The following is a 24,500-nucleotide window of genomic DNA, read 5'->3' as shown; positions in this document are numbered from 1 at the left end:
TACCGGAGAAAGCTCATGGCCGTGGCCCTGGAACTCATCTCGCAGCATCGCTGCTTCGGCGGCACGCAGCGCTACTACCGCCATGACTCCACCGAGATCGGCCTGCCCATGCGCTTTTCCGTCTACGTGCCGCCGCAGGCCGAAAGCGGACCGGTCCCCGTGCTGTTCTATCTGGCGGGCCTGACCTGCACGGAAGAGACGTTCATGATCAAGGCGGGCGCGCAGCGGCTGGCGGCCGAACTTGGCGTCATGCTGGTCGCGCCGGACACCAGTCCGCGTGGTGCGGGCGTGCCCGGCGAAGACGAAAGCTGGGACCTCGGCACGGGCGCTGGCTTCTATGTGGACGCCACCACGCCCGTCTGGCGTGACAACTATCGCATGTACAGCTACGTCACGCAGGAACTGCACGGCATCGTGACCGGCGACGCGCTGCCGGGAGACGCCTCGCGAACGGGCATCTTTGGACACTCAATGGGCGGGCATGGCGCCCTGGTGCTGGCGCTGCGCAACCCGGGCAAGTTCCGGTCGGTGTCGGCCTTTGCCCCGATTGCCGCGCCCAGCCAGTGCCCGTGGGGCAAGAAGGCGTTCGGCGCCTACCTGGGCGACGACGAGCAGGATTGGGCCGCCTATGACGCCTCGGCCCTGATGCGTACGCTCAAAGCCCCCTTCCCCGGGGGAATCCTCATCGATCAGGGGGATGCCGATCAATTCCTGGCCGAGCAGTTGTACCCCGAGGTGTTCGAGGCCGCCTGCGCCGCCGCGGACCAGCCGCTGGTTCTGCGCCGGCAGTCCGGTTACGACCACGGCTACTACTTCATCTCGACGTTCATCGAGGATCACATCCGGTTTCACGTCGAACGGCTTGGAAAACGGGACGCCTGAAAGCGCGCTTCTATACTTGGGAGCCTGCCGCGGCGGGCGGCGGAGTCCTGCGCCCGCTGCGCTGCCAGCCGCGCCGGCTTGAATAGGAACGCCTGATTTGATCAACGGAATCGCCCCCTTCGCCTGGATTTTGCTGGGCGCCGTCATCGTCCTGCTGCCGGGCATCGTCATGCTGCTGGGCCGGGGCGGCCCGCGCGACGAGCGCGGGCGCCGCATGTTCCAGTTTCGGCCGGTGCGCCGGCTGTGCGGCCTGATGCTGGTATGCCTGGGGTGCGTGTCGGGATTGCTGGCCCTGTCCCTGGTGCAGTTCGTGCGCCTGACCACCGACCAGCCCGTGGCCCGCGTCGACGTCCGCCAGCAGGCCGAGGGACAGTTCCAGGTGAATACCGACGCGCCGGGCCTCGGCGCACGGCAATACGTGCTGTACGGCGACCAGTGGCAGATCGATGCGCGCGTCGTCCGATGGAAGCTGCCCGCCTTGATGGCCGGCGTGCCGCCGCTGTACCGCCTGGAACGCCTGTCGGGCCGCTACAGCGACGCAACACGCGAAGCCTCGGCAACGCGTTCCGTCCATGCGCTGGATGATTGGCCCGCGCCGGACCTGGGTTCGCTGAAGAAAAGTTTTCCGAACTGGTTCCCCTTCGTCGATGTCCAATTTGGCAGCGGCGCCTACATGCCCTTGTTCGACGGCGCCCGGTACCAGGTCTTCATGGATCCCCGCGGGGCGCTCTTCATCCGTCCCGATGGGGAAGCCACCGCCGAAGGGCTCAAGCGGCTGGGGTGGTAAGGCCTGAAACGCGCCAGCAGCACGCCGGTGTCCCGCAAAATAAATAGGGACGCCATGCCCGATCGGAAACTTTGACGCGCCGCAACAGTCGAATTAGCACTCCCATTACTAGAGTGCTAACATCGAATTCATGTCGTTTTCTCTTCGCCATCCGGAGACCCCCGCTATGAAGCAACCCAGTACCTCGTTGACCACTTCCGGCAACGCTCTGGCGTTGGCCATTGCCAATCCGGGCGCTCTCGGCACAATCGACGCTTATATTTCCGCGGTCAACCGCCTGCCGGTGCTGTCCGCGGATCGCGAAACCGAGCTTGGCCGTCGCCTGCGCGACCAGGAAGACCTGGGCGCGGCGCGCGAGCTGATTCTGTCTCACCTGCGCCTGGTGGTGTCGGTGGCCCGCCAGTACCTGGGTTATGGCCTGCCCCACGCTGATCTCATCCAGGAAGGCAATGTCGGCCTGATGAAGGCCGTCAAGCGCTTCGACCCCGAACGCGGCGTGCGACTGGTGTCGTTCGCCGTGCACTGGATCAAGGCCGAAATCCACGAATACATCATCCGCAACTGGCGGCTGGTCAAGGTGGCCACCACCAAGGCCCAACGCAAACTGTTCTTCAACCTGCGCAGCATGCGTCCCGACGGCCAGACGCTGGATCCGGAACAGGTCGACCACATCGCGCGCGAGCTGAACGTGCGCAATGAAGACGTCAGCGAAATGGAAGTCCGCATGTCCGGCCGCGACATGTCGCTGGAAAACCAGGACGACGACGACGACAGCTATGCGCCCATCGCTTACTTGTCGGACGAAGGACGCCAGGAACCGACCCGCGTGCTGGAACGCGCCGCGCGCGACCACCTGCAAAGCGCTGGCCTGACGGGCGCGCTCGACGCGCTGGATCCGCGTTCGCGCCGCATCGTCGAAGCCCGCTGGCTGCAGGACGACGGCGGCGCCACGCTGCACGAACTGGCCCAGGAATTCGGCGTGTCCGCCGAACGCATCCGCCAGATCGAAGCGGCCGCGCTGAAGAAGATGCGCGGCAATCTGGCTTCCTGATCCGATCTAGCCCGCCGATCAAGGCCGCAGCGATGCGGCCTTTTTCTTTGCGCGCCTGAAGGGCTGCAACCAATAAATTGATACAAATTAGCCGGGGATTTTTGGCGGTCAGCAGAAACTTAATGGGGATCGCACCGCCTAACTTCATGTAGACCGCAAACTTCGGTTGGCAGTCTTGTCATCCGTCTCGGCTTCTCCTCTTTCCCCTCCCCTATGAGACGGATGCTTGCGGGGCACCTAGCATATCGGTGCCCCGTTTTTTATGCCTGAACGGTTTGTGTGACGCGCACTCTCATGCCGCCATGCGCAGCGCCACATCGTGGCCGGATCACACCAGCGAACTACGCCGCCTGCGCGCTGGCCGGCGCCGCCAGCGCCGAATGCCACAGGACGTCCTGCACGCGGCGCACGCCGGTCGCCATCGAGCCGTCCTGGTAGAGCTTGATCCATCGATAGCCGGGCGCCATGTTGTCCACGATGTGCTTGCCGTCGCGAATGCTGAACTGAAAGCAGGTGGACGGCGTGGCCAGCATGCGCAGGTTGTGCCGGCGCCGATCGAATTCGTGATGCACATGTCCCCACAGCAACACGCGCGCTTGCGGAAAGCGGGTCAGCAGCTTGAACAGCGCCTGCGGGTTGTCGATCATCATCGAGTCATGCCAATGGCTGTCGATCTGCATCGGGTTGTGGTGCATTGCGATCAGCGTGTGGCGGTCCGGCGCCTGGGCCAGGGCCGCTTCCAGCATGTCGAGTTCGGAATTGGCGAGGTGACCCGCGTTCGACCCGGGCACCGTCGTGTCCAGCGCGACGATGCGCCATGCGCCGACGTCGGTCACGGGCATCGACCAATCGGATAGTTCCTGGCGCAGCACGGACGGTAGATCGTGATTGCCTGGCAGGCAGCGGATGGTCGCGCGTTCCAGCGCCGGGGATTCCGACAGAATGCGCGCAAAGCGCTGATAGCCCGCCGCCTCGCCGTCCTGCGACAGGTCGCCGGTAGCCAGCAGCAGGTCGGGATGCTTGCCGTCGGCCTCGATCTGGCGCAGCACGGCCCGCAGGCTCGCATCGGTATTGACGCCCAGCATCGAGGTGTCGGGCTCGCCGAACAAATGGCTATCGGTCAATTGGACGAGCATCGCGGGCGCATCGTGACGCCGGGACAAGGTATGGATGCGTGCCACGTGCCGCTCCTGTAGTTCGCGTGATGCCACATTACCCAAAAAACATGACGAGGCACGTTTCGCAAGCGTCTGTTGGGGTAACGAAACGTGCATTCTCCCCGATTCTCCACAGGCCCAGGCCGCGAGCATCAGAAAAAAGCCGCTATTCTTGTGGAACTTTCCACCTGCTTTACGATCGGGACGCGGCGCTACCCATGGATGTTGGTTTTCTTGTATTTGGTCTTGCGGGCCTGCTCACGCTGGTCTGCTTCATGCCGCCCCTGGCCGGCCGCCTGAAGCTGCCGTACTCGGTGCTGCTGGCTATCGTCGGCTGTCTGCTGGGCATCATCATCCACGTGCATGGCTGGGCGCCAAGCTGGATCGGGGACTTCCTTGATTCTCTGGAACGCTTCGAGATCTCGTCGGAAACCTTCCTGATGGTGTTCCTGCCGGTGCTGCTGTTCGAGACCGCGCTGTCCATGAACGTGCGCCGCTTGATGGACGACATCGGCCCCATTCTCATGATGGCGATCATCGCCGTGGTCGTCTGCACGCTGGTGGTCGGCGTCACGCTGGACGCCGTGTCTCCCTATGGCCTGGTGGTGTGCCTGCTGCTGGGGGCCATCGTTGCGACGACCGATCCGGTGGCCGTGGTCGGCATCTTTCGCGAGGTCGGTGCACCCAAGCGGCTGACCACGCTGGTCGAAGGCGAAAGCCTCTTCAACGACGCGGCCTCCATCGCGTTGTACTCCGTCCTGCTGGCCGTGCTGAGCGGCCATGGCGAATTGACGGTCGGCGGCATCTTCAACGACTTCATCGTCCACTTCATCGGCGGCGGCATCGCGGGCTTCGCCATGGGGCGCCTGGCCTGCTTCCTGTTTGCGTGGCTGCGCGGCTTTCCCACGGCCGAAATCACGCTGACCCTGACGCTGGCCTATCTTTCCTTCTTCATTTCCGAGCACTACCTGAACGTCTCGGGTGTCGTCGCCACCGTGATCGCGGGACTCGTCGTGGGATCCACAGGCCGCACGCGCATGTCGCCCACCACGTTCGAATACCTGTCCAGCGCATGGGGGCAGTTTGGCTTCTGGGCCAACTCCCTCATCTTCCTGTTCGCGGCCATGCTGATCCCCAAGCTGATGGCGGCTGCCGACTGGCAGGAGCTGGTGCTCGTGGCCGTGGTATTCGTCGTGACGCTGGTGGCGCGCGCGATCGTGGTGTTCGGCCTGCTGCCCCTGCTGGGCTTGACTCGTTTGGGCACCAAGGTCAGCAATCCCTATAAGGTCGTGATGCTGTGGGGCGGATTGCGCGGGGCCGTGTCGCTGGCGCTGGCACTGGCGGTCACCGAGCAGACCGGTGTGCCCGAAGAGGCGCGTCAGTTCATTGCCGTCGCCACCACGGGGTTTGTGTTGATGACTTTGTTCGTCAACGGCATCAGCCTGCGGCCCCTGATCCGCATGCTGGGACTGAATCAGCTGTCGCCGGTGGAACGCACCATCCGCAACCAGGTCCTGGCCGTCGCGTTGGAAGACCTGCAGGGCAAGACCGAGGAAATCGCCAAGACGGAACACATCGGCAACGAGGTCCGCGAGCGCATTCGCGCCGTATTCGACGCCAGCCTTGCCAGCGTGCATGACGGCCAGGTCAGCCAGATGACCGACGAGCAGCGCGTGGCGGTGGGTCTGGCCATCGTGGCCCAGCGCGAAGAGGAAATGTTCTTCGACATCCTGAAGGCGCAGATCGTCGATTGGCGCATGGCGGAAACGCTGCTTGCCCGGGCGGAACGTCTGGAAGACGCCGTGCGCCTGGGCGGCGTGCCGGGGTTTGAGCGCGCCATCATTGCCGACGTGCGCTACTCCACCGGCTTTCGGCTGGCCCTGCGCCTGCACTACGTATTCGGATTCCAGAGCTGGCTGGCGCGCGAACTCGGCCAGCGGTTCGCCAACCTGATGAGCAAGCGGTCTGTGGCGCAGCGCCTGATCGCCTTTGCGCGCGAGCAGATCACGCCGGTGCTGGGCGAGGATGCCGCGCAGCGCATCGTGGCGCTGCATCAGCGCCGCCTGGACCTGATCGAAAACGCCATGCAGGCGCTGAACCTGCAATACCCGTCGTACGCCCAGTGGCTGCAGGAAAGCTATCTGGGCCGCGTCGCCCGCGAACTTGAACGCATCCGTTACCGCGACATGCTCGAGCAGTTCCTGATCAGCGGCGAAGTCTATGCGGACCTGATGGAACAGTTGAAGAGCCGCTGGGCGCATATCGACAAGCACCCGCCGCTGGACATCGAAATGAGCGCCGCCGAACTGATCAAGCGCGTGCCCCTGTTCGAAGGCTTGTCGCCGGATTCGCTGCGCGCCATCAGCAAGCTGCTGAAGCCGCGCCTGTCCCTGCCCGATCAGCGCGTCCTGACAAAGGGACGCCATGGCGAAGAAATGTGCTTTGTGGCCTCGGGCGCGGTGGCGGTGCACCTGCCCGACAACACCATGATTGAACTGGGCAGCGGAGAATTCTTCGGAGAACTTGGCCTTCTGGGCGAGCAGCAGCTCACGCCCGACGTGACATCGCTGGGCTACAGCAAGCTGCTGATGCTGTCGTCACGGGATTTCCATGCCCTGCTGGCGCGCGACGAAAACCTGCGCGAGCGCATCCAGGTCGTGGCCAAGCAGCGCCTGCGCGCGATCGAGGTCTGGAAGCAGTTTTCGCAGGCTTCCGCGGCGCCTGCACCTGTTGCGGCCGCGCCTGCGCCCACTCCCAGTCCGGCCCAGGCGGCCGAGGCTGCGGAAGCGGCTGGCGTTGCGAGTGCGTCCGATGGTGAAGATGCGCGCGCGGCCCGCGAATTGCGCGGGGAATCCGCGGCCGGTGGCGACGTGTCGGGAGACGCCGTGTTGGGCGCGCCCGAAGCCGCGCCGCGTTAGATCCGGATTTCGCCAGCGGCCTGGCGCCGCATGATGTCTTCGACAAGCACCAGCGCGGCTTCCAGCGTGAATTCGCCTTCGGCGATCCGGTGCAGCACCGTGCCCACGTCCAGCGTGGCGATCTCCATGACCTCGCCATCGCGGTTCGCGGGCCGGGCGTCCGGCGCCAGCAGGCACGTGCTGGTCAGCACGTCTTCCACCTGATAGCCCTCGGGCAGGCGGCGGTGGATGCGCAGGATCGTGCGCAACGGCGTGCGCCGCGCCAGGTCGGGTTCGTCCAGACCGGCCTCTTCGCCGCATTCGCGAACCAGCGCCAGTTCCAGGTCTTCGCCGCTGCCCGCCAGTCCACCGACAAGGGTGTCCCACATACCGGGATCGGTCGACTTGCTGAGCGACCGTCGCGCGACCCACAGCTTGCCGTCGGGCGTCCAGGCGTTCAGGTGCACGGCCTTGGTCAGCAGGCCCAGCGGCCGCACCGCGGCGCGCTCGATCACGCCAAGCGTCTGTTCGCCATCCAGAACGTCCAGCAATTCATCGCGCCAGCCACGCAGGCAGTTGGCTTGGCGCAACAGTTCCGCGGTCTGTTCCAGCACCGCGTCCAGCGCCTTGCCCGGGGCAAGGCTGTCGCCGATGCGCAAGGCTGCGTCGTCGACGTATATGTCGGGCGCGCCGCGCAGCGCGTCGCAGGCCGCGTGCGTGGCCCAGCCGCAGCGCCGCCCCGCTATATATAGAGCGTGCGCGCCCTCTGGGGCGGGCTCCTGCGCGCGGGCGCACAGGGCGGCATACAAATCGGACAACGGCTTTTGCATCGTGGCGTCATGGTGATGAGGTTGCCGACGATTTTATGCCACCCGTTTTACGGCCCGCGGTCAAGAGGCGCGGGCAGATGGGGGCGGGCTCCATGAATTCAAGGGCACTAACTTACATCTGTTTGCGCGTCCGCTATAATCCGCCAGTTTCTTTGTGATTTCGAGAGGGAACGACAGGGCCGCTCTATCTCCCTGCATCGCCCTGCCATCTAATAATTGCGCGTTGCCCGTATTCCGGTGACTTCCGCCACCAGCAAATGGGCCTTCGCGCCGTATTTCGAGGTAAGCATGAAGAAGTGGAGAGGGATACTGGGGGCTTGTGCGATGCTGGTTGGCAGCGTGGCCGGTGCCCAGGTGCAAAACATGCCCGGCGGTCCGAAGGTCAATCAGCTTAATTTGCATGAAGGCGTCACCGCGATTTCGCGCGACATCATGTGGCTGCATTGGTTGCTGCTCACCATCTGTATCGTGATCTTCATCGGCGTCTTCGGAGTGATGTTCTACTCCATCTGGGCGCACCGGAAGTCCCGCGGCCACAAGGCGGCGACCTTCCACGAACACCTTGGCGTCGAAGTCGCCTGGACGGTCATCCCCTTCATCATCGTCATCGCCATGGCGCTGCCGGCCACCAAGACGGTCGTCGCCATGAAAGACACCTCCAGCTCGGACCTGACCGTCAAGGTCACCGGCTATCAGTGGAAGTGGGGCTACGAATACCTGGACGGGTCCGCCGCCGGCATCAAGTTCCTGTCCACGCTGTCGACCCCCCGCGCCCAGATCGAGAACCGCGAGCCCAAGGGCCAGTTCTACCTGATGGAAGTGGACAACCACCTGGTCGTCCCCGCCAACAAGAAGATCCGCATCGTTCTCACGGCCTCGGACGTGATCCACTCGTGGATGATCCCTGACTTCGGCGTCAAGCAGGACGCCATCCCCGGCTTCCTGCGCGACACTTGGTTCAACGCCGAAAAGCCTGGCATCTATCGCGGCCAGTGCGCGGAACTTTGCGGCAAGGACCACGCTTTCATGCCCATCGTCGTGGAAGTCCTGGCGCAGCCCGACTACGATAAGTGGGTTGAAGACCAAAAGAAGAAGATGGCGGCAAACGCCGACGATCCCAATAAAGAGTGGACGGAAGCCGAACTGGTTGCCCGCGGCGAAAAGGTTTTCGCGGCGAATTGCGTGGCCTGTCACCAGGCCAACGGCAAGGGCATTCCCGGTTCCTTCCCGCCGCTCGACGGAGACAAGGTTGTTCTGGGCCCCAAGGGCGAGCAGATCAACACCGTGCTGAAGGGCAAGCCCGGCACCGCCATGGCGGCATTCGGCGGGCAGCTCAACGATGTCGAGATCGCAGCGGTCATCAGCTATACGCGCCATGCCTGGAGCAATTCCGGCAAGGGGCAGGACCCGACGGTTGTACCGAAGGACATCACGGGCGCGCGCTGATCGCACGCGCACCGTTCCTTCACCGTAGAACCGGTTCCGTTTAGTCAGAGATACCCTGCCGCCCCGTTGGACGGGGCTGGCACTCAGCAGGAAGGAGTCCATCATGAGCAGCGTCACTGTAGACCACGTGTCGCCGGGCCACGGCCACGGTCACGATGACCACCACCACGGCGCGCCCACCGGCTGGCGCAGGTGGCTTTTTGCAACGAACCACAAAGACATCGGGACGATGTATCTCATCTTCTCGTTCGTCATGCTTCTTGAGGGCGGCACGCTTGCGCTGCTGCTGCGTACCGAACTGTTCGAGCCGGGCCTGCAATTCTTCCGCCCCGAACTCTTCAACCAGTTCACCACGATGCACGGCCTGATCATGGTGTTCGGCGCCATCATGCCGGCGTTCGTGGGCTTCGCGAACTGGATGATCCCGATGCAGATCGGCGCGTCCGACATGGCATTCGCCCGCATGAACAACTTCAGCTTCTGGCTGCTGCCGGTGGCTGCGATCATGCTGACGGCGTCGTTCTTCGTGCCTGGCGGCGCCACCGCCGCGGGCTGGACGCTGTATGCGCCGCTGTCGCTGCAGATGGGCCCGGGCATGGACCTAGCCATCTTCGCCATCCACATCATGGGCGCCTCGTCCATCATGGGCGCCATCAACATCATCGTGACCGTGCTGAACATGCGCGCGCCCGGCCTGACGCTGATGAAGATGCCGCTGTTCTGCTGGACCTGGCTGATCACCGCCTTCCTGCTGCTGGCCGTGATGCCGGTGCTGGCCGCCGCCATCACCATGGTGCTGACCGACCGCCACTTCGGCACGGGCTTCTTCAATGCGGCCGCCGGCGGCGACCCGGTCCTGTACCAGCACGTGTTCTGGTTCTTCGGACACCCCGAGGTCTACATCATGATCCTGCCCGCGTTCGGGATCGTGTCGGCCATCGTGCCCGCCTTCGCCCGCAAGAAGCTCTTCGGCTATGCCTCGATGGTGTACGCCACCGCGTCCATCGCCGTGCTGTCGTTCATCGTGTGGGCTCACCACATGTTCACGACGGGCATGCCGGTGACCGGCCAGCTCTACTTCATGTACGCCACCATGCTCATCTCCATCCCCACCGGGGTGAAAGTGTTCAACTGGGTCGCCACGATGTGGCGCGGGTCCATGACGTTCGAAACGCCGATGCTGTTCTCCATCGGCTTCATCTTCGTGTTCACGATGGGCGGCTTCACCGGCCTGATCCTGTCCGTGGCGCCCATCGACATCCAGGTCCACGATACCTATTACGTGGTGGCTCACTTCCACTACGTGCTGGTGGCCGGTTCCCTGTTCGCGCTGTTCGCCGGCGCGTACTACTGGGTGCCCAAGTGGACGGGCCGCATGTACAGCGAAAAGCTGGGCAAGCTGCATTTCTGGTCGACGCTGATTTCGTTCAACCTGACCTTCTTCCCCATGCACTTCCTGGGGCTGGCCGGGATGCCGCGCCGCTACGCCGACTACGCCGCGCAGTTCACGACGTTCCACCAGATCGCCACCATCGGCGCGTTCTGGTTCGGCCTGTCGCAGTTGATTTTCCTGTGGGCGATGCTGCGTTGCTACATGGGCAAGGGTGAGCATGCCGCCGCCAAGCCGTGGGATGGCGCGGAAGGCCTGGAATGGACGGTGCCTTCGCCCGCCCCGTTCCACACCTTCGAAACGCCGCCCGAAGTGAAGTGAAGCCCTCTATTCATGTTTCAGGTCGCACAGCAATGACACCCGAGCAGCGCCGCCGCAACAAGATCGCAGGACTGGTCCTTCTGGCATTCGTAGTAGCCGTGTTTGCCTGGACGGTGTTGCGCGGTTCGGCGCTGCTGACCGGCAAGGCCGTCGGCTAGGCCCCGGCCATGAGCGACGACCTTCGCGAAACCAGCCAGCGTAAGCTGAGCTTTCTTCAGACGATGAAGGCGGTGGCGTGGGGGTTCTTCGGCGTGCGCAAGGGCGCGGGGTATCGTGAAGACAGCGCCAAGCTCAATCCGGTCCACGTGATCGTGGCCGGATTGCTGGCAGCGGCAATCTTTGTGACTGTGCTGGTTTTAATTGTGCGTTGGGCCGTTTCCAGCCTGACTTGAATCACGTAAATCTAGATCTGTACCAGGGAGAAAGCCATGAGTGCAAGCCACTCGGTTCAAGGTAAAGAGGCACCGTACTACTTTGTCCCCGCCGACTCGGGCCATCCCGTGCGCACGGCCGTGGCGCTGTTGTTCATGGGCTTGGGCGCCGCCGCCTGGGTCAACGGCGTCAGCTGGGGCAAGTGGGCCGTGCTGGTGGGATTCATCGGCGTGATCTTCGTGCTGTATCACTGGTTCGGCGATGCCATCCACGAATCGGAAATCGGCCTGAACAGCAAGCGCATCGACGGTTCCTACCGTTGGAGCATGAGCTGGTTCATTTTCTCCGAGGTCATGTTCTTTGCCGCGTTCTTCGGCGCGCTCTGGTACACGCGCACGATCACGACGCCGTGGCTGGGCGACATCGACCACCGCCTGATGCTGTGGCCCGACTTCCAGGCGACCTGGCCCAACTTCGGCCCGGCCGGCGTGGTGGAATCCTTCCAGACCGTGGGCCCCTTCTGGCTGCCCACGATCAACACGGCGCTGCTGCTCAGTTCCGGCGTCACGCTGACCATCGCCCACCATGCGCTGCGTGAAAACCATCGCGGCAAGGCGAAGTTCTGGCTGGCGGCCACCGTCATCCTGGGCTTTGTCTTCGTGGCCTGTCAGGCTTTCGAGTACGTTCACGCCTATACAGAGCTGAACCTCAAGTTCAACTCGGGCGCCTACGGGTCGCTGTTCTACATGCTGACCGGCTTCCACGGATTCCACGTGATCCTGGGCGCCACCATGCTGACGGTCATCCTGGTCCGCCTGATTCGCGGCCACTTCACGCCGGATCACCATTTCGGCTTTGAAGGCGCGGCCTGGTACTGGCACTTCGTGGACGTGGTGTGGCTGGGCCTGTACCTGTTCGTGTATTGGTTCTGACGCTGGCCGGCCTGGCCGGCGGCCGTAGCGTCACGGGAAAGCGCGAGGGCGCCGGGCGGCAAGCCGGCATCCGTCGCGCTTTCAAGCTATTGAAGGGGACACGTCGGCGCCCAGCCGCGCGAAATTCCGGGGAACCGGGATCCGCTCCGGCTATCTAAAGCCCGTGCTCTCGATCCAGCCCATGTGATGGGCGAACAGCACAAACAGGAACAGGGCCACCGACAGGCCGATACGTACGGTCAGCGCGTTGACCGTGCGGTTGGTGGTACCTTTGTCCCGCATCAGGTAGACCAGGGCGGATGCCAGACTGGCCAGTATCCCGACGAAGGCCAGAACGACGAATACGCGCATAGTGGTCTCCCGACTTATCAGATTTAGCAACGACAGATGGCCCGACCGCATTCCACCCGCTACACGGTAGCTGCCCTACTGCTGCTTGGCATCACCGTGGTGATCCTGGTGTCGCTGGGGCAATGGCAGTTGCGCCGCAGCGATGAGCGACGCGCCATTCTGGCCGCGATCGAAGCGGGCCGCAAGCAAGCGCCGATGGTGCTGACGCCCGCCACGCCGCCCGAAGACATGACGGCCTGGCGCGTGGCGCAGGCCAGCGGGACGTGGCTGCCTGAATTCAGTGTACTGCTGGACAATCGCAATCACGACGGCAGGCCGGGCTACTGGCTGGCCACGCCGCTGCTGCTGGACGCGTCCAGCCGACGCGCGGTGCTGGTGCTGCGCGGCTGGCTGCCCCGTGTGATCCAGGGCCAAGGCCAGCCGCAGTTGCCGCCCACGCCCGAGGGTGTGCAGCTTGTCGAAGGCGAACTGTCCGTGCGCGTGCCGCGCATGTTCGAACTGTGGTCGCTGGGTGGAACGGAAGCATCCACCCTGCCGGCGACGCTGCCCACGCCGGGCGGCGCGGTGCCGCAGGTGCAGAACCTGCCCCTGGACGCCTACGCCAAGGCGACGGGGCTGGCCCTGCTGCCCACGGTGCTCAGCCAGGGCGGCAATGGGGACGATGGCATGGTGCGCGACTGGCCCCAGCCGTCCGTGGATTTTCAGCAGAACACGTCGTACGCGGTGCAGTGGTTCGCGTTCGGCCTGATTGCCGCGATCGCTTGGCTGGTGGTGCTGGGGGGCGCCATCCGCCGTATGCGGCAGCGCTCGGGTGAAGCTTCGCGGGCCCAGGCCCGGATCCGGGCCCGTCGATGAACAACGCTATTCCAGGATATAAAGTGGCTCGCGACAACTCATCCAACAAGCCCGCAGGCAAGCGTTCGCTGATGCCCATGGTGCTGGTGTTCCTGTGTTCCCTGGCGCCCATCGTCGCTGCATTCGTGGTCTACATGAACCCGCAGTGGTGGCCCAACGAATCCAGCAATTACGGCACGCTCCTCACGCCGCAGCGGCCGATGCCCGAGGCATCCGAATTGCGCCTGACCACGCTGGATGGCAAGCCGTTCGATCTGCAAAGCCTGAAGGGCAAATGGCTGCTGGTGGCTGCCGACGGTGGCGCCTGCCCCGAAAGCTGCGCGCGCAAGCTGTTCATCACGCGCAACAGCCACGCAAGCCAGGGCAAGAACGTCGACCGCCTGGCGCGCGTCTGGTTCATCACCGACGACGCGCCCGTGCCGGACAAGGTGCTGGACGCCTACAAGGGCACGGTGATGGTGCGCGTGCAACCGGATCAGTTGGCCCGGTTCCTGCTGGCGCGCGATACGGCCGCGGGCCAGCCCGGACTGCAGGATCCGATCTGGGTGATCGATCCGCTGGGCAACCTGATGATGCAGTATCCCGCCGAGGCGGATGGCGTGAGCGTGCGCAAGGACATCAGCAAGCTGGTCTATAACTCGCGCATTGGTTGAATGGGTTTTTTCGTCGTGTCGTCCTGAAAAAGGCGCGCCAGCGGGCGCAGCAAGCACCCCGATGATGGGCGGCATGGCGTAGGGTTTTTATTTTGGTTGATATGGAACGCATCAAAGCGCGTTATCGCAAGCTGGTTTTCTTCACCTGGTTCCTGACGCTGGACCTGATCATGTTTGGCGCCTTCGTGCGCCTGACGGACTCGGGCCTGGGCTGTCCGGACTGGCCGGGCTGCTACGGCAGCGCCACGCCGCTCGGCGCGATGGGCGACATCCACGAGGCGTCGCAGGCTATGCCCTTCGGTCCCGTGACGTTGTCCAAGGCCTGGATCGAAATGATCCACCGCTATGTCGGCGCCATTCTCGGCATGCTGATCATCGGGATCGTCTACATGGCGTGGCGCTATCGCCGCGAACTGGGCCGTTCGCCGGCGCTGGCCGTCACCACGCTGGTTGCCGTCTGCGTACAGGGCGCGTTCGGCGCGTGGACCGTGACGCACAAGCTGATGCCGGCCGTCGTGACGGCGCATCTGGTGTTCGGCCTGTCGGTGCTGGCGCTCATGACGTGGCTGTCTTCGCGTGAACGCCCGCATTTGCCGGTAAGCGCGCAGGCCGTGCGCTGGAAACCCTGGGTGGCGGTGGGATTCGTGCTGCTGCTGGTTCAGGTGACCTTGGGCGGCTGGGTCAGCACCAACTATGCGGCGCTGGCCTGCATGGATTTTCCCACCTGCCACGGGCAGTGGGTGCCGGACATGGATTTCCATGGCGGCTATTCGGTCATCCGCGGCCTGGGCGAACTGCCGTCCGGCGAAATGATCTCGCAGCCCGCGCTGACGGCGATCCACTGGGTCCACCGCAATTTCGCGTTCGTCGTGTTCGTCTACCTGGGCATCCTGGCGTGGCGGCTGCGCGCCGCCGAGCCGGGCCTGCGCGGGCCGGCCACGCTGATGCTGGCGCTGCTGGCGGCGCAATTGCTGACGGGCCTGACGACCATCTTCTTCCAGTGGCCGCTCTTGATCGCCGTGCTGCACAATGGTGGCGCCGCGGGCCTCACGTTGTCTGCGGTGGTGCTGATGGTGCGCCTGGCCTCGGCCGGCGTCGAACCGGCGGGGCGGTACGACCCCAATTTGGTGCGCGTTTAAAATGAGGTCCACTATGACCAGTATTGCCGCTCCTCAGTCCGGATTGTTCCGCCAGTACCTCGTTCTCACCAAGCCGCGTGTGACGCAGTTGGCGGTGTTTTGCGCCGTGATCGGCATGTTCCTGGCCGCGCCGGGCATTCCGGACATGCGGCGCGTGCTGTTCGGCACGATCGGGATCTGGCTGTTGGCAGCCGCCGCGTTCGCCATCAACTGCCTTATCGAACAGGAAGTCGACGCCCGCATGCTGCGCACGGCGCGGCGCGCCACGGCGCGCGGCACCATTTCGGCGTTCCAGGTGCTGAGCCTGTCGGGCCTCCTGGGTGGCGCGGGCATGTTCGTGCTCTACCACATGGTCAACCCCCTGACCATGTGGCTGACGTTCGCTACGTTCGTGGGCTACGCCATCATCTACACCATCATCCTCAAGCCGCGCACGCCGCAAAATATCGTGATCGGCGGCCTGTCGGGCGCGATGCCTCCGGCACTGGGCTGGGCCGCCGTGGCGGATTCCGTGCCGGCCGAGGCCTGGGTGCTGGTTCTGATCATCTTCATCTGGACGCCGCCGCATTTCTGGGCGCTGGCGCTCTATCGCAACCACGATTACGCCAAGGCCGGCCTGCCCATGCTGCCGGTGACTCACGGCAACCAGTTCACCCGTCTGCACATCCTTCTGTACAGCCTGGCGCTGATGGCGACGACGCTGTTGCCCTACGCCATCCGCATGAGCGGAGAGCTCTATCTGCTGTCGGCCCTGGCGCTGGGCGGCATGTTCGTTTCCTACGCCTGGCGGCTGTATCGCGAATACAGCGACGCGCTGGCGCGCAGCATGTTCCGGTTTTCCATTCTGTATCTGGCGCTGCTGTTCGGCGCCCTGCTGGTGGACCACTGGGTCGCCCTGCTGCGCTGATTTCCTGGAGGTTGTCGATGTCCGTGTTTTCCGCCAGCCGCCGGCTGGCCTTGCGATGGGGCGCCGCCGCCGCCGTCGCCGCTGCCCTGGCCGCCTGCGGCGACAGCGCGCCTGTCTTCAAGGGCAGCGACATCACCGGCACGCAGCTTGGGCGCGCCATGGAGCTTTCCGATCACAACGGCAAGACGCGCCAGCTTTCCGATTTTGCCGGCAAGGTCGTGGTCGTGTTCTTCGGTTTCACGCAGTGTCCAGACGTTTGTCCCACGGCGCTGGCCGAACTGACCGAAGTCATGAAGAAGCTGGGCCCGGACTCCGACCGCGTGCAGGTGCTGCTGATTACCGTGGATCCCGAACGCGACACCCCTGAAGTGCTCAAGCAATACGTCACGGCGTTCGACCCGCGCTTCCTGGGGCTTACCGGCACGCCGGACCAGGTCAAGAAAGCGGCGGCCTCGTTCAAGGCGTATTACGCCAAGTCGCCCACCAAGGACGGCAGCTACACGATGGACCACACCGCCGCGTTCTACCTGATGGATGGCAAGGGCGAATCGCGAGTGCTGGTCAATAACAATGTCGGCGCCGACGGCCTGACGCAGGACATCAAGGCGCTGCTCAAGGGCTGAGGCCGGCCCGCGGCCACGCGTTCAGGCGCGCGCCGCTTCCCACGCGGCCAGCGCCGCGCGGGCCTTGTCGCTGAGCTCGGCGGCAGGGATCTCGCGCACATGGGAAATGATCATCAGCGCGTAGGGAGTGGCCAGCGCGGCTGCCTCGGGACACAGGCGCGATTCCTCGCCGACCGATGGCGACACGTTCCGCCAATAGTTGATCGCCTGTTCGAGCTGGGGCAGGGTGATGGAATCCATGCGCCTATTGTCCACGAATGATCCCCCCTGTCCACCCTCCATGCGGCCTGCAATGAAGGGTCACCATCGCAACATGCCGAAACCGCGCCCCGGGGCTATAACACTGCCGGTTAGTTACGATGGAGCATCGTCATGAATACTTCCACACGAACAGAGTCGACGCGTCGCGGGCTGCACCCGCTGATGGCGGCCGCCGCAGTCGCCGTCATCGTCATGTGCTCGGTGGGCGTCGCCGCGGTGATGGGCTGGTTGCCCACGCCCTCGGCCAATCCGCACGCCGACGAAGCCGTGGCCGAAGTCGGCCCTGAAGACGCCAACCTGGCGCCCGCTCCGGCCCCGGCCGCTGCCGGCAGGCCCGCCGGGCAGACGCCGCAAGCGCAGCAATCGCAGCAATCGCAGCAGTCGCAGCAATCGCGTCCGGCGCCGGCTACTGCTTCGCGTCCCGCGCCCGCCCCTGCCCAGCAGGCCTGCGCGACCTGCGGCGTGGTCGAAACCATCCGCCAGGTGCAGGTTCCTATAAAGGACAACAGCGATCATCTGGTCGGGACCATCGCGGGCGGCGTGGCCGGCGGCGTTGTGGGTAATCAGTTTGGCGGAGGCAGCGGCAAGACGGCGTTGACCGTGCTGGGCGCGGTCGGCGGCGCTTTGGCAGGCCGTGAAGTTGAGCGTAATATCAGACAGCAACAAACAGTGACGCACTATGAGCTCACGGTGCGCATGAGCGATGGCAGCACGCGCCAGTTCCGCAGCGCGCAGCCCTTCTCGTTTGCCTCCGGCGACCATGTGCGAGTGGAAAATAATCAGCTGCTGCCGGGTTGAGCCCGGCCATCCGCGGCAATCATCCGACTTGGGAGACACCTGGAATGAGCGACCAATACACCAACCCGTTCGTCCTGCCCGGCATGGGCCAGAACTCCGACCTGTCGGGCAATCCGCTTTTGGCCAGCATGGAGATGATGCGCCAGGCTTGGGCCGGCCTCACGGGCCCCGGCGGGCTCGCGAGCAGCCTGCCCATGGCGCCGCCCATGAACCTGGAAGACCTGGATCGTCGCATCGCGGAACTGCGTTCGGTGGAAAACTGGCTGCGCATGAACCTGAGCATGCTCTCCAGCACCATCCAGGGCATGGAAGTGCAGCGTTCCACTATCAGCACCCTGCGCGCCTTTGTGGATAGCGCATCGCGCATGGACATGGGGTCGGCCCAGGAGAGCGGCGCCGCGTCGCCGCTGGAAGTCGCGCTTGGATTGAAACCCGCGCCCAAGACCTCGGCGTCCGGCCAGGCCGACAAGGCTGCGTCCGCCGGCGCGAAGGCAGATGCGGGCGGCGAATCGCAGGCCAAGGCGGAAGGCGCCCAGAGCGCAGACGCATCGGCCGCGTCCGGCGCCCAGGCGGCGGGCATGAGCGAACAGATGGGCGCGGCCGCACAGTCGGCGTCCAAGGCCTGGTGGGATCTGCTGCAACAGCAGTTCAACCACATCGCGGCCGCCACCGCCGCATCCATGCCAGACGCGCCAGACGCGACCGGCGCGCAGGCAAGCGCGGGAGCCGGCGCAACCACCAGCGCCAAGGCCAACACCGCCGAGTCCAAGGCGTCGACCAAGCCCGACGCCAAGGCATCCAAGCCCGCTGCCGCCACCAGGGCTGCCGCCACCAAACGTGCGGCAAAGACCGCCAAGAACAACGGCCCTGCCAACGGCAAGGCCTGACCTTATCCTTCAATCGACACGCGGTACGGCCGCAAGGCCGCCGCACCGTCTCTCAACCTACTGGAACTTATGCTTAATGTAGTGATTCTTGCCGCCGGACTGGGTAAACGCATGCAGTCCGACCTTCCCAAAGTGCTGCACACGCTGGCCGGCAAACCGATGCTGGCCCACGTGCTGGACAGCGCCCGCCAATTGAAGCCGGCGCGCATCATCGTGGTGGTCGGCCATGGCGCGGATCGCGTCAAGCAGGCTTTCGAAGGACAGGAAGACTTGCACTTCGTGCTGCAACAACCCCAACACGGCACGGGCCACGCGGTCCAGCAGGCCGTGCCGCTGTTGCTGGAAGGCGAAGGCAAGGACGACGTAACGCTGGTGCTGTACGGCGACGTGCCGCTGGTGCAGCCGGAAACGCTGCAACGCTTGCTGGATGCGCGTGGCCAGGGCGCGGCGGTGCTGACCGAAGTGCTGGCCGACTCCACGGGCTACGGCCGCATCGTGCGCGACGACAAGGGCAACGTGTGCCGCATCGTCGAGCACAAGGACGCCTCGGAGGCCGAGCGCCTGATCAAGGAAGTGAATACCGGCATCCTCACCGCGCCGACCGCCAAGTTGAAGAACTGGCTCACCCGCATCGACAACAACAACGCCCAGGGCGAGTACTACCTGACCGACGTTGTTGGACTGGCCGTGACCGACGAAGTGCCGGTGGGCGCTGCCCAGCCCGGCGCTTCGTGGGAGACGCTGGGCGTGAACAGCCGCGTGCAGCAGGCAGAACTGGAGCGCCGCTGGCAGGCCGAGCAGGCCCGCCGCCAGCTCGAGGCCGGCGTCACGCTGGCCGATCCCGCGCGCTTCGACGTGCGTGGCACGCTCACGTGCGGCCGCGATGTGTTCATCGACGTGGGCTGCGTGTTCGAAGGCAAGGTGTCGCTGGCCGACGGCGTGCGCGTGGGGCCGCACTGCGTGCTGCGCGACGTCAACGTCGGTGCGGGCACGCAAATCGAAGCCTTCAGCCATCTGCAGCAGGCCGAGGTGGGCCGCGACGCTCGCGTCGGTCCCTATGCACGCCTGCGTCCAGGCGCAGAACTTGGCGACCGCAGCCACGTGGGCAACTTCGTCGAGATCAAGAAGAGCGTGCTGGGCGAGGACAGCAAGGCGAACCACCTTGCGTACATCGGTGACGCGGACATCGGCGCGCGCGTGAACGTGGGCGCGGGCACCATCACCTGCAACTACGACGGCGTGAACAAGCACCGCACCGTCATCGAAGACGACGCCTTCATCGGCTCCGACACGCAGCTCGTCGCGCCCGTGCGCGTGGGCCGCGGCGCAACGCTGGGCGCCGGCACCACGCTGACGCGCGATGCGCCGGCCGACAAGCTGACGGTCTCGCGTCCCAAGCAGGTCACCGTGGACGGATGGCAGCGGCCGGTAAAGAAGTCGTGACGCAGGAACAGCAAGCGGCCCCGGGCGGGGCCAAGCCTGCCCCGCCCGACGGCCTGCCGGCTCCGCGCCGGTATTGGGCGGCGGCCACGGTGATGACGGGCATCAGCCTGTCGGTGCTGGACACCACCATCGCCAACGTGGCCCTGCCCACCATCGCCAAAGATCTCAACGCCTTGCCAGCCCAGGCCGTCTGGATCGTCAACGCCTACAACCTGGCGGTGGTGATGGCGCTGTTGCCGCTGTCGGCGCTGGCCGAACGCATCGGCTTTCGCCGCATGTTCACTTTCGGCCTGGTGCTGTTCACGCTGGCCTCGCTGGCCTGCGCGCTGGCCGGAACCCTGTGGCAGCTGACCGCTGCGCGCGTGTTCCAGGGCCTGGGGGCCGCCACGTTGATGTGCATGTTCGGCGGCCTGGTTCGCAATATCTATCCGCTCAAGATGCTGGGGCGGGGCATCAGCATCAACGCCACCACCGTGGCGGTCATGTCGGTGCTGGGTCCCACGATCGGCTCGGCCATCCTGTCGGTGGCGCCGTGGCCGTGGATCTTCGCGGTCAACCTGCCCATCTGCGCGCTGGCCATGCTGGGGTTGCGCCATTTGCCGGAAGTGCCGCGCAGCGACGTGAAGCTGGACTGGATCAGCGCCCTGCTCTGCATGGCGACGCTGGGCGTCTTCATATCGGGCGTGGACATGATGGGAGAGGACCTGCTGCGTGGCATCGGCCTGGTGGCCATCGCGGCGGTGGCCGGCGCGTTCCTGGTGCGCCGGGCAAGCCAGCAGACCGCGCCGCTGGTGCCTGTGGACCTGCTGCGCATCCGGCCATTGGCGTTCGCTGTGGGGGCGTCGGCTTGCACGTTTGCAGCGCAAATGGCGTCGTACGTGTCGCTGCCTTTCTACTTCCAGCAGGTGCTGGGCCGGCCTTACCTGGAAGTGGGCATGCTGATGGGCGCCTGGCCCGTGGGCACGGCCATCATCGCGCCGCTGGCAGGGCGATTGTCCGACCGCTATTCGGCCGCCACGCTCAGCGGCGTGGGAGCCGCCACGATGGTCGTGGGCATGCTCTGGCTGGCCCTGCTGCCGTCCACGGTGTCGAACTGGCCCGTCATCGCGGGCATGTTCGTGGCCGGCGTGGGCTTCGGATTTTTCCAGACGCCGAACAACCGGGCCCTGCTGTCCGCCGCGCCCCGCATGCGCAGCGGGGCGGCGGGCGGGTTGCAGGCCACCACCCGGGTTTTTGGCCAGAGTTTCGGCACGGCACTGGTCGCGATTGCGTTCAGTGTCAGCGCGGCCCACGGGCCCGGGCTGGCTCTGGTGCTGGGCACGGTGTGCGCGGCGCTGGCCGTGGTGGTCAACACGGTCCGTTTCAGCAAGCTGAAGGTGTAGCGGCGCGCAAAGCCCGATTTGCCGCGTTCCGGCCCCGGGCGCCCGCCGCTTCTATAATGGCGGCCGGCGCCCGGTTTCATTGGCCGGGCGCGAAGATTCCCTATTTTGAAGGCGTTCAGGCATGAAGATCACGGTCGTGGGTACCGGTTACGTGGGGTTGGTGTCGGGAGCGTGCCTGGCCGACATGGGCAACGATGTCATGTGCCTGGACGTGGATGCAGCCAAGATCGCCCTGCTGCGCCAGGGCGGCATCCCCATTTACGAGCCCGGTCTGGAAGACCTGGTGCGCCGCAACGTGCAGGCCGGCCGCCTGCATTTCACGGACGACGTGGCGCAAAGCGTTGCCTTCGGCGACGTGCAGTTCATCGCCGTGGGCACTCCGCCCGGCGAAGACGGCTCCGCCGACCTGAAGTACGTGCTGGCGGCGGCGCGCAACATCGCGCGCCACATGACCTCGCGCAAGCTGGTCGTGGACAAGTCCACCGTACCCGTCGGCACGGCCGACAAGGTGCGGGGAGTGATCGCCCAGGAACTGGCCGACCGCGGCGTGGAGATCCCCTTCACCGTGGCCTCCAATCCCGAGTTCCTGAAGGAAGGCGCGGCCATCAATGACTTCATGAGCCCGGACCGCGTGATCGTCGGCGCCGACGACGACTACACCATCGGCGTGATGCGCCGCATCTACGAACCCTTCCAGCGCACGCACGACCGCCTGATGGTGATGGACGTGCGTTCCGCGGAACTGACCAAGTACGCCGCCAACGCCATGCTGGCCACGCGCATTTCGTTCATGAACGAGGTCGCGAACCTGGCCGAGGCCCTGGGCGCCGACGTCGAGCAGGTGCGCCGCGGCATCGGCGCCGATCCGCGCATCGGGTATCACTTCCTGTATCCGGGCGCGGGCTATGGCGGCTCGTGTTTTCCCAAGGACGTCCAGGCGCTGGTCAACACCGCCGCCGAGCACGGCCTGCCCATGCGCGTCATCGAGGCCGCCGAGGCCGCCAACCATGCGCAGAAGTTCCGTCTGGCCGAGAAGGTGGTCGCACGCTTTGGTGAAGACCTTACCGGCCGCAAGATCGCCTTGTGGGGCCTGTCCTTCAAGCCCAACACCGACGACATGCGCGAAGCGCCCAGCCTGACCGCCATCGCCGAGCTCACCCGCCGCGGCGCCCAGGTCCGCGCCTACGATCCCGTCGCCATGCACGAGGCCGGCCGTGTGCTGTCCGGCCACGCCGGCGTCAGTTTCGCGTCCGACATGTACGACGCATTGGACGGCGCGGACGCGCTGCTTATCGCCACCGAATGGAAGGTGTTCCGCGCGCCCGATTTCGACCGCTTGAAGGCCTTGCTCAAGACGCCGCTGATCATCGACGGCCGCAACCTTTACACGCCGGCCGACGTGCGCGGCCTGGGCTTCGAATACTCGGGCATCGGCCGCGCATGAAGATCCTGCAACTGAACTTCGAAAAGGGCTGGCGCGGCGGCGAACGGCAGACGCTGTATTGCATGCGCGCCTTCCGCAAGGCCGGCCACGACGTCGAAGTGATGTGCCGCGAGGGCGCGCCGCTGGCAGAGCGCGCCCGGCAAGAGGGTTTCGTGGCCCACACCGTGCGCAACGTGCCGGGCCAGCTGGCCTTCCTGGCCGGCGCCAGCCGCTACGACATCATCCATGCGCAGACCGCCAACACCATCACGTGGGCCGTCCTGACCAAGTGGCTGCACCGCCGCCCCGTGGTCTTTTCGCGCCGCACCTCGTTCGTGGTCAAGCCGGGCGACGAATGGAAGACCGGCTTCAAATGGCGCCGCGCCAACCTCTTCGTCGCCATCAGCGAGATGGCCGCGGGCGAACCGCGACGCCTCGGCATCGAGCCCGTCATCATCCGCAGCGCGGTCGAGCCCCACCAGATCAACGCCGAAAACGTCGCCAACCTGGTGCGCGAGTTCGACCTGGAAGGCAAGAAGGTCATGGCGACGTCCGCCGCGCTTATCCGCGACAAGGACCCCGTCACGCTGGTGCGCGCCGTCGGCGAACTGGCCCGTACTCGCCGCGATTTCGTCTTCCTGCACTTCGGCGCCGGCGGCGACCGCGAACAGCAGGCCAAGGACGAGGCTCGCAAGTTGGGCATCGAGGACGTCTACCGGTTCGCGGGCTTTCGCAAGGGTGTTGAGGATTTCTACAGCATCCTGGACGTGTTCGTCATGAGCTCGGAAGAAGAAGCCCTGGGCAGCAGCGTGCTGGACGCCTTCTTGCAACGCGTGCCCGTGGTGTCCACCGACGCCGGCGGCCTGAAGGAAAGCCTGGCCGACGGCCGCGGCGTGCTATGCGCCGTGGGAGACCACCAGGCCATGGCGGCCGGCATGGCCCGCTGCCTGGACGACGCCGCCTTCCGCCAGGAAGTCACCGAACGCGCCTACGAATACGTGCGCAACGAGCACGACGTTCAGAAGATGGGCAACCGGTATCTGGCGCAGTTTGAAAGGCTGGTGGGACGGCGCTAAACCGCCTATTGCGGCGTCAAGTCCGCACGTCGATCCGCGTCTCGAACTTGGCGCGATGCACCGAGAAAAACGTGCGCACGTTGCGCACGTTGGCCTGCGCCGTGAACGCGCGATGCACCAGCGCATGGTAGGCCGGCATATCCTTCACCTGTGCGATCACCACGAAATCCGGACCGGGCGACACCCTGTAGCACTGCAGCACCGCCGGTTCCGTCAGCATGATTTGCTCGAACGCGTCCAGGCTTTCCGCCGCCTGCACATCCAGCGTGATCTCCACGATCGCCGTCAGCGTGCTGCCCAGCTTTTCGGCCGACAGGATGGCCACTTGCCTGTCAATTACGCCTTCTTCCACCAGACGCCGCACCCGCCGCAGGCAGGTCGGAGGGGACGCGTGCACCCGTGCGGCCAGATCTTGATTGGTCAGCGAGCTGTCTTCTTGTAACTGTTCAAGAATGCGCCGGTCCAGATCATCGAGTTCCGGTACCAAATTCGGTGCGTTTTGCATGATAAGTTCATTACGGCAGCGTGAGTGAAAGATTATTTAATCACATTTGTGTAAGGGAATTAACTGCCAAATTGTCGAACATAAAGAAATCAAATTTCTTTGAGGCTCGCGCACAATGCGTCGGTACTAGAA

The 24,500-nt window shown here is 65.0% G+C and carries 25 protein-coding genes; 20 read left to right on the top strand and 5 right to left on the bottom strand.

Annotation, left to right across the window (positions count from 1 at the left end):
- Positions 1-15: 15 nt before the first annotated feature.
- The 3 genes from fghA to rpoH all read left to right on the top strand — a co-directional run bounded on the left by fghA (position 16) and on the right by rpoH (position 2,720).
- A complete protein-coding gene (fghA, locus tag RT614_RS20350) occupies positions 16-882 on the top strand; it encodes an S-formylglutathione hydrolase (protein WP_313623934.1) in 867 nt (288 codons plus the stop codon).
- Between the two features lie 97 nt (positions 883-979).
- Positions 980-1,669 carry a hypothetical protein gene (locus tag RT614_RS20345; RefSeq protein WP_313623933.1) on the top strand — a complete coding sequence of 230 codons (690 nt, stop codon included), beginning with the start codon at positions 980-982 and terminating at the stop codon, positions 1,667-1,669.
- Positions 1,670-1,835: 166 nt separating this feature from the next.
- A complete protein-coding gene (gene rpoH / locus RT614_RS20340; protein WP_409558498.1) occupies positions 1,836-2,720 on the top strand; it encodes an RNA polymerase sigma factor RpoH in 885 nt (294 codons plus the stop codon).
- 341 nt (positions 2,721-3,061) lie between these two features.
- Here rpoH and cpdA read toward each other — a convergent pair whose 3' ends face one another.
- On the bottom strand, positions 3,062-3,901 hold the full coding sequence (gene cpdA / locus RT614_RS20335; RefSeq protein WP_313623931.1) for a 3',5'-cyclic-AMP phosphodiesterase: 840 nt from the start codon (positions 3,899-3,901) through the stop codon (positions 3,062-3,064).
- A gap of 194 nt (positions 3,902-4,095) precedes the next feature.
- Here cpdA and RT614_RS20330 point away from each other — a divergent pair, with 194 nt between their 5' ends.
- Positions 4,096-6,795, top strand: a complete 2,700-nt coding sequence (locus RT614_RS20330) for a cation:proton antiporter (RefSeq protein WP_313623930.1) — start codon at positions 4,096-4,098, stop codon at positions 6,793-6,795.
- Here the strand turns inward: RT614_RS20330 and RT614_RS20325 are convergent.
- Positions 6,792-7,604 (bottom strand): NUDIX hydrolase, encoded by an 813-nt coding sequence (locus RT614_RS20325; protein ID WP_313623929.1) that lies wholly within the window; start codon positions 7,602-7,604, stop codon positions 6,792-6,794. The genes RT614_RS20330 and RT614_RS20325 overlap by 4 nt on opposite strands.
- 288 nt (positions 7,605-7,892) lie before the next feature.
- On the opposite strand from RT614_RS20325, the gene coxB reads away from it, so the two are divergent.
- The 5 genes from coxB to RT614_RS20300 all read left to right on the top strand — a co-directional run bounded on the left by coxB (position 7,893) and on the right by RT614_RS20300 (position 12,065).
- Positions 7,893-9,050 carry a cytochrome c oxidase subunit II gene (gene coxB, locus RT614_RS20320; protein ID WP_313623928.1) on the top strand — a complete coding sequence of 386 codons (1,158 nt, stop codon included), beginning with the start codon at positions 7,893-7,895 and terminating at the stop codon, positions 9,048-9,050.
- Positions 9,051-9,153: 103 nt separating this feature from the next.
- Positions 9,154-10,761, top strand: coding sequence for a cytochrome c oxidase subunit I (ctaD, locus tag RT614_RS20315; protein ID WP_313623927.1), 1,608 nt, complete (start codon positions 9,154-9,156; stop codon positions 10,759-10,761).
- A 32-nt stretch (positions 10,762-10,793) separates the two neighbouring features.
- Positions 10,794-10,919, top strand: a complete 126-nt coding sequence (locus RT614_RS20310; protein ID WP_313623926.1) for a cytochrome oxidase small assembly protein — start codon at positions 10,794-10,796, stop codon at positions 10,917-10,919.
- 9 nt (positions 10,920-10,928) lie between these two features.
- The gene (locus tag RT614_RS20305; RefSeq protein ID WP_056565538.1) at positions 10,929-11,153 is read left to right on the top strand and encodes a DUF2970 domain-containing protein; all 225 of its coding nucleotides are present in this window, start codon (positions 10,929-10,931) and stop codon (positions 11,151-11,153) included.
- Between the two features lie 36 nt (positions 11,154-11,189).
- Positions 11,190-12,065 carry a cytochrome c oxidase subunit 3 gene (locus RT614_RS20300; RefSeq protein ID WP_313623925.1) on the top strand — a complete coding sequence of 292 codons (876 nt, stop codon included), beginning with the start codon at positions 11,190-11,192 and terminating at the stop codon, positions 12,063-12,065.
- A 150-nt stretch (positions 12,066-12,215) separates the two neighbouring features.
- On the opposite strand, the gene RT614_RS20295 is transcribed toward RT614_RS20300, so the two are convergent.
- On the bottom strand, positions 12,216-12,416 hold the full coding sequence (locus tag RT614_RS20295) for a twin transmembrane helix small protein (protein ID WP_008166451.1): 201 nt from the start codon (positions 12,414-12,416) through the stop codon (positions 12,216-12,218).
- 36 nt (positions 12,417-12,452) lie between these two features.
- Between RT614_RS20295 and RT614_RS20290 the strand changes: the two genes are divergently transcribed.
- The 5 genes from RT614_RS20290 (at position 12,453) to RT614_RS20270 (ending at position 16,593) form a co-directional block, all read left to right on the top strand.
- Positions 12,453-13,271 (top strand): SURF1 family protein, encoded by an 819-nt coding sequence (locus RT614_RS20290; protein WP_313623924.1) that lies wholly within the window; start codon positions 12,453-12,455, stop codon positions 13,269-13,271.
- 71 nt (positions 13,272-13,342) lie between these two features.
- On the top strand, positions 13,343-13,924 hold the full coding sequence (locus tag RT614_RS20285) for an SCO family protein (RefSeq protein WP_409558502.1): 582 nt from the start codon (positions 13,343-13,345) through the stop codon (positions 13,922-13,924).
- Positions 13,925-14,025: 101 nt separating this feature from the next.
- Positions 14,026-15,063: a COX15/CtaA family protein gene (locus RT614_RS20280; RefSeq protein ID WP_313623922.1), complete on the top strand. Its 1,038-nt coding sequence runs from the start codon at positions 14,026-14,028 to the stop codon at positions 15,061-15,063.
- 13 nt (positions 15,064-15,076) lie between these two features.
- Complete coding sequence (gene cyoE / locus RT614_RS20275) at positions 15,077-15,970, top strand: heme o synthase (RefSeq protein ID WP_313623921.1); 894 nt, start codon at positions 15,077-15,079, stop codon at positions 15,968-15,970.
- Between the two features lie 17 nt (positions 15,971-15,987).
- Positions 15,988-16,593 (top strand): SCO family protein, encoded by a 606-nt coding sequence (locus RT614_RS20270; RefSeq protein WP_313623920.1) that lies wholly within the window; start codon positions 15,988-15,990, stop codon positions 16,591-16,593.
- 21 nt (positions 16,594-16,614) lie between these two features.
- Here the strand turns inward: RT614_RS20270 and RT614_RS20265 are convergent, their stop codons facing one another.
- Complete coding sequence (locus RT614_RS20265) at positions 16,615-16,833, bottom strand: DUF3717 domain-containing protein (protein WP_313623919.1); 219 nt, start codon at positions 16,831-16,833, stop codon at positions 16,615-16,617.
- Positions 16,834-16,965: 132 nt separating this feature from the next.
- Here RT614_RS20265 and RT614_RS20260 point away from each other — a divergent pair, with 132 nt between their 5' ends.
- The 6 genes from RT614_RS20260 to RT614_RS20235 all read left to right on the top strand — a co-directional run bounded on the left by RT614_RS20260 (position 16,966) and on the right by RT614_RS20235 (position 23,863).
- Positions 16,966-17,652, top strand: coding sequence for a glycine zipper 2TM domain-containing protein (locus RT614_RS20260; RefSeq protein WP_313623918.1), 687 nt, complete (start codon positions 16,966-16,968; stop codon positions 17,650-17,652).
- Between the two features lie 44 nt (positions 17,653-17,696).
- A complete protein-coding gene (locus RT614_RS20255) occupies positions 17,697-18,539 on the top strand; it encodes a PhaM family polyhydroxyalkanoate granule multifunctional regulatory protein (RefSeq protein WP_313623917.1) in 843 nt (280 codons plus the stop codon).
- Between the two features lie 69 nt (positions 18,540-18,608).
- The gene (gene glmU / locus RT614_RS20250) at positions 18,609-19,982 is read left to right on the top strand and encodes a bifunctional UDP-N-acetylglucosamine diphosphorylase/glucosamine-1-phosphate N-acetyltransferase GlmU (protein WP_313623916.1); all 1,374 of its coding nucleotides are present in this window, start codon (positions 18,609-18,611) and stop codon (positions 19,980-19,982) included.
- Positions 19,979-21,364: an MFS transporter gene (locus RT614_RS20245; RefSeq protein WP_409558497.1), complete on the top strand. Its 1,386-nt coding sequence runs from the start codon at positions 19,979-19,981 to the stop codon at positions 21,362-21,364. The genes glmU and RT614_RS20245 overlap by 4 nt, the downstream gene beginning before the upstream one ends.
- Positions 21,365-21,485: 121 nt before the next feature.
- A complete protein-coding gene (locus tag RT614_RS20240; protein ID WP_313623914.1) occupies positions 21,486-22,808 on the top strand; it encodes a UDP-glucose/GDP-mannose dehydrogenase family protein in 1,323 nt (440 codons plus the stop codon).
- Positions 22,805-23,863 carry a glycosyltransferase family 4 protein gene (locus tag RT614_RS20235; RefSeq protein WP_313623913.1) on the top strand — a complete coding sequence of 353 codons (1,059 nt, stop codon included), beginning with the start codon at positions 22,805-22,807 and terminating at the stop codon, positions 23,861-23,863. Before RT614_RS20240 ends, RT614_RS20235 begins: the two co-directional genes overlap by 4 nt.
- A 16-nt stretch (positions 23,864-23,879) precedes the next feature.
- Here the strand turns inward: RT614_RS20235 and RT614_RS20230 are convergent, their stop codons facing one another.
- The gene (locus RT614_RS20230; protein ID WP_313623912.1) at positions 23,880-24,368 is read right to left on the bottom strand and encodes an Lrp/AsnC family transcriptional regulator; all 489 of its coding nucleotides are present in this window, start codon (positions 24,366-24,368) and stop codon (positions 23,880-23,882) included.
- Positions 24,369-24,500 lie beyond the last annotated feature (132 nt).

The sequence above is a fragment of the Achromobacter sp. genome (assembly GCF_032102605.1).
Taxonomy (GTDB): Bacteria; Pseudomonadota; Gammaproteobacteria; order Burkholderiales; family Burkholderiaceae_B; genus Achromobacter.
Note: the sequence above shows the minus strand (reverse complement) of the source record. Positions and strands in the feature narration are given on the sequence as shown.

What these genes read in the sequence shown, in the direction of transcription:
- RT614_RS20255 (WP_313623917.1), top strand. Translation starts at nt 17,697, where the DNA reads ATGAGCGACCAATACACCAACCCGTTCGTCCTGCCCGGCATGGGCCAG.
- RT614_RS20285 (WP_409558502.1), top strand. Translation starts at nt 13,343, where the DNA reads ATGCCCATGGTGCTGGTGTTCCTGTGTTCCCTGGCGCCCATCGTCGCT.
- fghA (WP_313623934.1), top strand. Translation starts at nt 16, where the DNA reads ATGGCCGTGGCCCTGGAACTCATCTCGCAGCATCGCTGCTTCGGCGGC.
- RT614_RS20265 (WP_313623919.1), bottom strand. Translation starts at nt 16,833, where the DNA reads ATGGATTCCATCACCCTGCCCCAGCTCGAACAGGCGATCAACTATTGG.
- ctaD (WP_313623927.1), top strand. Translation starts at nt 9,154, where the DNA reads ATGAGCAGCGTCACTGTAGACCACGTGTCGCCGGGCCACGGCCACGGT.
- RT614_RS20260 (WP_313623918.1), top strand. Translation starts at nt 16,966, where the DNA reads ATGAATACTTCCACACGAACAGAGTCGACGCGTCGCGGGCTGCACCCG.
- RT614_RS20295 (WP_008166451.1), bottom strand. Translation starts at nt 12,416, where the DNA reads ATGCGCGTATTCGTCGTTCTGGCCTTCGTCGGGATACTGGCCAGTCTG.
- RT614_RS20270 (WP_313623920.1), top strand. Translation starts at nt 15,988, where the DNA reads ATGTCCGTGTTTTCCGCCAGCCGCCGGCTGGCCTTGCGATGGGGCGCC.
- RT614_RS20305 (WP_056565538.1), top strand. Translation starts at nt 10,929, where the DNA reads ATGAGCGACGACCTTCGCGAAACCAGCCAGCGTAAGCTGAGCTTTCTT.
- rpoH (WP_409558498.1), top strand. Translation starts at nt 1,836, where the DNA reads ATGAAGCAACCCAGTACCTCGTTGACCACTTCCGGCAACGCTCTGGCG.
- glmU (WP_313623916.1), top strand. Translation starts at nt 18,609, where the DNA reads ATGCTTAATGTAGTGATTCTTGCCGCCGGACTGGGTAAACGCATGCAG.
- RT614_RS20280 (WP_313623922.1), top strand. Translation starts at nt 14,026, where the DNA reads ATGGAACGCATCAAAGCGCGTTATCGCAAGCTGGTTTTCTTCACCTGG.
- RT614_RS20325 (WP_313623929.1), bottom strand. Translation starts at nt 7,604, where the DNA reads ATGCAAAAGCCGTTGTCCGATTTGTATGCCGCCCTGTGCGCCCGCGCG.
- RT614_RS20290 (WP_313623924.1), top strand. Translation starts at nt 12,453, where the DNA reads ATGGCCCGACCGCATTCCACCCGCTACACGGTAGCTGCCCTACTGCTG.
- RT614_RS20230 (WP_313623912.1), bottom strand. Translation starts at nt 24,368, where the DNA reads ATGCAAAACGCACCGAATTTGGTACCGGAACTCGATGATCTGGACCGG.
- RT614_RS20240 (WP_313623914.1), top strand. Translation starts at nt 21,486, where the DNA reads ATGAAGATCACGGTCGTGGGTACCGGTTACGTGGGGTTGGTGTCGGGA.
- RT614_RS20330 (WP_313623930.1), top strand. Translation starts at nt 4,096, where the DNA reads ATGGATGTTGGTTTTCTTGTATTTGGTCTTGCGGGCCTGCTCACGCTG.
- coxB (WP_313623928.1), top strand. Translation starts at nt 7,893, where the DNA reads ATGAAGAAGTGGAGAGGGATACTGGGGGCTTGTGCGATGCTGGTTGGC.
- RT614_RS20300 (WP_313623925.1), top strand. Translation starts at nt 11,190, where the DNA reads ATGAGTGCAAGCCACTCGGTTCAAGGTAAAGAGGCACCGTACTACTTT.
- RT614_RS20235 (WP_313623913.1), top strand. Translation starts at nt 22,805, where the DNA reads ATGAAGATCCTGCAACTGAACTTCGAAAAGGGCTGGCGCGGCGGCGAA.
- RT614_RS20310 (WP_313623926.1), top strand. Translation starts at nt 10,794, where the DNA reads ATGACACCCGAGCAGCGCCGCCGCAACAAGATCGCAGGACTGGTCCTT.
- cyoE (WP_313623921.1), top strand. Translation starts at nt 15,077, where the DNA reads ATGACCAGTATTGCCGCTCCTCAGTCCGGATTGTTCCGCCAGTACCTC.